The organism is Fischerella muscicola PCC 7414, assembly GCF_000317205.1.
Lineage (GTDB): Bacteria > Cyanobacteriota > Cyanobacteriia > Cyanobacteriales > Nostocaceae > Fischerella > Fischerella muscicola.
In genome coordinates this window covers 41709-47811 of record NZ_AJLK01000183.1, presented here as the reverse complement: position 1 = coordinate 47811, position 6103 = coordinate 41709, and the positions used below count along the sequence as shown (strand labels likewise).

General features: G+C 42.6%; 6 protein-coding genes. All 6 read left to right on the top strand.

Annotation, left to right across the window (positions count from 1 at the left end; genetic code table 11):
- The first annotated feature begins 117 nt into the window (after positions 1 to 117).
- Complete coding sequence (locus tag UYI_RS0129000) at positions 118 to 1038, top strand: SDR family oxidoreductase (protein WP_016870194.1); 921 nt, start codon at positions 118 to 120, stop codon at positions 1036 to 1038.
- Positions 1039 to 1331: 293 nt separating this feature from the next.
- Entirely contained in the window at positions 1332 to 2063 is a 732-nt protein-coding gene (gene aqpZ / locus UYI_RS0128995) for an aquaporin Z (protein WP_026086245.1), read from the top strand.
- Positions 2064 to 2386: 323 nt separating this feature from the next.
- Positions 2387 to 2938, top strand: coding sequence for a DUF421 domain-containing protein (locus UYI_RS0128990; RefSeq protein WP_016870192.1), 552 nt, complete (start codon positions 2387 to 2389; stop codon positions 2936 to 2938).
- Positions 2939 to 2995: 57 nt separating this feature from the next.
- Positions 2996 to 3301 carry an urease subunit beta gene (locus UYI_RS0128985; RefSeq protein ID WP_026086244.1) on the top strand — a complete coding sequence of 102 codons (306 nt, stop codon included), beginning with the start codon at positions 2996 to 2998 and terminating at the stop codon, positions 3299 to 3301.
- Between the two features lie 80 nt (positions 3302 to 3381).
- A complete protein-coding gene (locus UYI_RS0128980) occupies positions 3382 to 4194 on the top strand; it encodes a DUF3800 domain-containing protein (protein ID WP_016870190.1) in 813 nt (270 codons plus the stop codon).
- A gap of 162 nt (positions 4195 to 4356) precedes the next feature.
- Positions 4357 to 6087 carry an urease subunit alpha gene (gene ureC / locus UYI_RS0128975; protein WP_026086242.1) on the top strand — a complete coding sequence of 577 codons (1731 nt, stop codon included), beginning with the start codon at positions 4357 to 4359 and terminating at the stop codon, positions 6085 to 6087.
- The last annotated feature ends 16 nt before the right edge of the window (positions 6088 to 6103 follow it).

Below are 6103 nucleotides of genomic sequence, written 5' to 3'. Positions count from 1 at the left end.
AAGGCACAAAGATACTAAGAAAAATAGTCAGATAATTGATAAACCCTGCGACTGATGAACCTCCGCGTTTGCTCTGACTTATTTGATTGGTAGGAGTAATAACAAGGAGTAGGAATCATGCAGATACAACTTAAGCCAATTAATCAGCAAGTCGTCGCGGTAGTTGGGGCTTCTAGTGGGATTGGGCGCAATGCGGCTTTGCAGTTTGCCAATCGAGGTGCAAAGGTAGTAGTTGCCGCTCGCAGTCAGCCTGGGTTAGAGTCTTTAGTGGCAGAAATCCGGGGTATGGGCGGCGATGCAACTGCGGTAGTCGCTGATGTGACGGTGTTAGAGCAAGTAAAAGCGATCGCAGATCAGGCTGTTGAGCAATACGGACGTCTTGATACCTGGGTACACAATGCAGCGGTGGAACTCTACGCTGCTTTTGAGGTGACAACACCAGAGGAATTTAAGCGCATTATTGATGTTAACTTAATGGGGCAGGTATATGGTGCGATGGCGGCGTTACCCCATCTCAAGCGTGAAGGACGTGGAGCATTGATTCATGTTACGTCAGTGGAGGCGCGGCGCAGTCTGCCGTTACAAAGTGCCTATGCTGCATCAAAACATGGTCTGGATGGCTTTTTGGAAACTCTGCGGGTGGAATTGATGCATGAGAAGCTACCTATTAGCGTTACTAATATAATGCCAGCTTCCATAAATACACCTATATTTAATAAGGCGCGTACCAAGTTGGGAGTCAAGCCTATGGGAGTACCGCCAATCTACGAACCTAGCTTGGTTGCTAAAGCGATTGTTGAGTGCGCCGAACGTCCAAAACGCGATGTTGTTGTTGGCGATGCTGGTAAGGCAATTCTTGCAGCTCAAAGAATCTCGCCGAGTCTGGTTGATGCTTATATGGTGCGTACTGCTTTTGATGGGCAGCGGACAAATGAGCCGAAGTCAGAAACTGCACCTGACAATCTTTACGAACCCATCGAAGGTTACGACAAAATACAGGGCGATTTTAGTGACCAATCACGGTCGTGGAGCTTTTAGATTAATGTTGGGATATTGTAGCGGTTTTCACTTCTTTTAATACACAACTTTTGGGACGGGCAAGATGCCCGTCCTAAAAGCAAATTATAAATTGAAGGCTTTTTCATTCAGAGTTGCTCAGAAGAAAATGTTTAATTTGTATACGATAATCAAAGTTTTGAATAGCCATCATAAAGAAATTTAGAACAAACTCATCAATATTGAATGCTCACTGGTAATATTCACTCATTCAAGCATTTACCGTGTTACCAGTTAAAAATATGTCACTTGTAAAACGTTGTTTAGCTTAGTTTATCGGTACATTCTGGCTGGTTTTTGGTGGTTGTGGCAGTGCGGTATTAGCAGCTGCATTTACAGCCGATGGCGCAAAAATAGCGGATGGTACAAAATTTCCTTTAGGTATCGGGTTAGTTGGAGTTTCTCTGGCGTTTGGTTTGACAGTCTTGACGATGGCTTATGCGATCGGTCATATTTCTGGCTGTCACCTCAACCCTGCTGTTTCCGTTGGTTTATGGGCTGCTAAACGCTTCCCTGGTTCAGAATTATTTGTTTATATTGGTTCCCAAGTATTCGGCGCAATTCTAGCTGCTGGCATTCTCTATCTCATTGCTAGTGGTAAACCAGGATTTGATGTAATTGGTAGTGGTTTGGCAGCTAACGGCTATGGAGAACACTCTCCGGGAAATTTTTCACTGGTGGCTTGTTTTCTTGCTGAACTAGTTCTCACTTTCATGTTTTTGGTGATTATCCTGGGTGCTACTGATCGCCGTGCGCCCCAAGGATTTGCACCCATTGCGATCGGTTTGGCACTAACACTAATTCACTTGATTAGCATTCCTGTTACCAATACCTCAGTAAATCCTGCCCGTAGCCTTGGGCCAGCAGTTTTTGTTGGTGGTTGGGCGCTTCAACAGTTATGGTTGTTTTGGGTAGCGCCACTTTTGGGAGGACTATTAGCTGGGTTCTTCTACTCGCAAGTACTAGAAGTGCCTACGCCAGAAAGACAATTCTCGGAAGTAAGCTAACTTCAATTAATCAATTTTGATGCGATCGTTCAAAGTTTGAAACCAGGTTATGGCTGGTTTTATTTCTAGTAATTGACTCGCCCGCAAGTAAACTGCGGGCTAATAGCCTAAGTCTAGTTCTAATTTTCATCACACAGGACTTATTCTTGCGTAGCGATAATTCATGCATTACCGCTACTTTCGTTATGTTTTGCGTAAGCCCTGTTACGTTTTTACTACTTTAGTTAGTATATATATCAGTCTTGTGGGTTTTGCAATAATTTTAATTTTTGCTTTCACTAATGATAGGAAATATCAAATATTAGTGATCAATAAAAACTCTAATGGATATATGGCTTCATATTAATTGGCAAGAAATGTTTATTCCTAGCATTTCCATTGCTGAACTGATTATACGTGCTTCGATTGTTTACTTGGCATTGTTTTCTGTTTTACGCTTGCTTCCTAGCCGACAACTAGGGACACTCGGTATTGCTGATTTACTTGTAGTTCTACTGTTTGCGGAAGCGGCTCAAAATGCGATGGCAAGTAACTATACATCAATTACAGAAGGTGCTATTTTAGTCGGAACAGTTATATTTTGGAGTTATTTTTTAAACTGGTTGGGGTACAAAGTTCCCTCTTTTCAGCGCTTTTTGAATCCACCGCCATTACTACTAGTAAAAAATGGTCGTATAATTGATCGCCACATGAAACGTGAACTCATTACTGAACAGGAATTAATGAGCCAGTTGCGTCAACAGGGTGTGGAATCTCTCAAAGATGTCAAAAGAGCGTTTATGGAGGCTGATGGTAGTATTAGCGTCATCCGCCAAGAATCACAAACTAATTCTATGCCTAAGCAAGATGAGCAAAAAGTTAGTGGTAATTTTTAACAGTTATCAGTTACCAGTTATCAGTTATAACTTACGCATGATTTTGGATTAAGTATGATGATTCCCGGAGAAATAATTACACCACAAGGCGAAATAGAACTTAACGCGGGGCGTCCGACTGTAAAATTGCGAGTTTCAAATACAGGCGATCGCCCCATCCAAGTAGGTTCCCACTTCCACTTTTTTGAAGTCAACACCGCCTTAAACTTTGATCGAGAACAAGCGCGAGGAATGCGCCTCGATATTCCCGCCGGAACAGCAGTTAGATTTGAACCAGGCGATGAAAAAGAAGTCACCCTAGTTTCCCTTGCTGGTACACGCCAAGTATACGGATTCAACGGCAGAATTAACGGACAACTTTAGATAGATTGCATCTACCGATACCAGTAGTTAGTGATTAGAAGTATCATACATCAAGGAATCGCTAACCAAACTGTCAGTTAATGATCAAACAAAATACACAAAAGGAGTTTGCTTTCTACATAGATGAGTCGGGAAGTCCTAAACCTGTTCCAAATGACTCAGCACTTTTTTTTGCTATGGGTGGTGTTCTTATTGAGCGAAGTAATGAGTCTATTATTAAAAAATATGTAGCAGACTTTAAAAGTCGTTGGAATATTGCTCAAGAAATTCCATTACATGCTAATGAAATACGTTCTCGAAAAAAAGGCTTTGCTTGGCTAGGAAGACTTTCTGAGAAAGAACAAGCTAATTTTATGGAAGACCTTACGGACACTATTGTCAAATGTCCCATAATTATTCATGCTTGCGTTGTATCTCGCACTGGTTATCTAAACCGCTATTTACAGCTTTATGGTGCAAATACGTGGGAAATGATGAAAAGTGCCTTTTCAATTGTTGTAGAACGTGCAGCTAAGTATGCAGAATTGAAAAACGGTACATTAATGGTTTATTTTGAGTCAGCAGGCAAAAAAGAAGACAATCTGCTCAAGCAATACTTTAATGAATTACGCTCTCAAGGTCATCCTTTCGATAATGCTAGAGCAAATAAATACTCGCCTTTATCCAATGAAGATTTATCTGTTTTACTACGTGGAATTGACAGTAAGCAAAAAGGGAACTGTATTATGCAACTAGCAGATCTTTGCTTGTACCCAGTTGTTAGGGGTAAGCAGCAACCTGATAATCAAGCCTTTGTGGCTCTTAAAGATGCAAATTTACTTGTAGACTGCAACTTAGAGCCTAACCAATTGAATAATTTAGGGATTAAGTACTATTGCTTTGATAACACGTAAAAACAACAAAACCACCCAACAGAGTGGTTTTTGTGCGGCAGTCATACGACTACCCCCAGGTTGTACCTAATATCATAATAAATTCTGAGAATAACATTGTCAAATGCTTGCTTCTAAAAGCAAAACAACTCAAGAATAAAGTTCAAACAAAAAATAAAAATTATGAGTTACAGAATGGATCGCCGCGCTTATGCGGAAACCTATGGCCCCACAGTAGGCGATCGCATCCGCCTAGCTGATACAGAACTATTTATCGAAGTCGAACAAGACTTCACTACCTACGGCGATGAAGTTAAATTTGGCGGGGGTAAAGTTATCCGGGATGGAATGGGACAATCACCCATCTCCAACGCTGATGGTGCTGTAGACATGGTGATTACCAACGCTTTGATTCTCGATTGGTGGGGTATTGTCAAAGCAGACATCGGCATTAAAGACGGCAAAATATTCAAAATTGGTAAAGCTGGCAATCCCTATATTCAAGACAATATAGATATTATTATCGGTCCTGGAACAGAAGCCGTCGCTGGCGAAGGCATGATTCTGACTGCTGGTGGAATTGATGCCCATATTCATTTTATTTGTCCCCAACAAATTGAAGTTGCGATCGCTTCCGGTATTACTACAATGATTGGTGGCGGTACTGGCCCAGCTACTGGAACAAATGCTACCACCTGTACACCCGGGCCTTGGAATATTTACCGTATGCTACAAGCTGCCGATGCCTTCCCCGTGAACTTGGGATTTTTAGGCAAAGGTAACACTAGCAAACCGCAAGGACTTGTAGAACAAATTTTAGCTGGTGCAATGGGGCTAAAACTCCACGAAGATTGGGGAACAACCCCAGCAACAATTGATACTTGCCTCAACGTTGCTGATGATTATGACGTACAGGTAGCAATTCACACTGACACTCTCAACGAAGCTGGTTTTGTAGAAGATACGATCGCCGCCTTTAAAAATCGTGTCATCCATACCTACCACACCGAAGGCGCAGGCGGTGGACATGCACCGGACATTATCAAAGTCTGCGGTGAGGCGAATGTCTTACCATCCTCCACCAACCCCACCCGTCCTTACACCGTTAACACCCTTGATGAACACTTGGATATGTTGATGGTTTGCCATCACCTCGATCCAGGAATTGCCGAGGATGTGGCATTTGCTGAGTCACGCATCCGTCGGGAAACCATCGCTGCGGAAGACATTTTGCATGATTTGGGTGCGTTTAGCATGATTTCTTCTGACTCCCAAGCAATGGGCAGAGTAGGGGAAGTCATAATTCGTACTTGGCAGACTGCACATAAAATGAAAGTGCAACGCGGATTTTTACCCCCCCCTTACCAAGGGGGGGAAACAGGGGGGGTTCAGAATGATAACTTCAGAGCAAAACGTTATGTTGCAAAGTATACTATAAATCCAGCTATTACCCACGGTATTTCTCAGTATGTGGGTTCAGTGGAAGAGGGTAAACTTGCAGATTTATGTTTGTGGCGTCCGGCATTTTTTGGTGTGAAGCCAGAGATAGTCATTAAAGGTGGAATGATTGCATGGTCGCAAATGGGAGATGCTAACGCCAGCATTCCCACACCCCAACCTGTGCATATGCGTCCGATGTTTGGTAGTTTTGCAGGTGCGCGTCATGCCACATCCTTAACTTTCGTTTCCCAAGCAGCATTAGAAAGGGAAATTCCCAATCAATTAGGGTTACACAAGCAAGCAGTTGCAGTTTCTGGGATACGCCAGTTAAGTAAGCAGGATATGAAGCTGAATGATACATTACCGCGTATGGAAGTAGATGCAGAAACTTACGAAGTTACGGCAGATGGAGAGTTGTTGACTTGTGAACCAGCAACGATTTTGCCAATGGCACAGCGTTATTTTTTGTTTTGATTCCGATATTGTGCAT

Coding starts and splice junctions, on each gene's coding strand:
- ureC (WP_026086242.1), top strand. CDS start 4,357: ATGAGTTACAGAATGGATCGCCGCGCTTATGCGGAAACCTATGGCCCC.
- UYI_RS0129000 (WP_016870194.1), top strand. CDS start 118: ATGCAGATACAACTTAAGCCAATTAATCAGCAAGTCGTCGCGGTAGTT.
- UYI_RS0128985 (WP_026086244.1), top strand. CDS start 2,996: ATGATTCCCGGAGAAATAATTACACCACAAGGCGAAATAGAACTTAAC.
- UYI_RS0128980 (WP_016870190.1), top strand. CDS start 3,382: ATGATCAAACAAAATACACAAAAGGAGTTTGCTTTCTACATAGATGAG.
- UYI_RS0128990 (WP_016870192.1), top strand. CDS start 2,387: ATGGATATATGGCTTCATATTAATTGGCAAGAAATGTTTATTCCTAGC.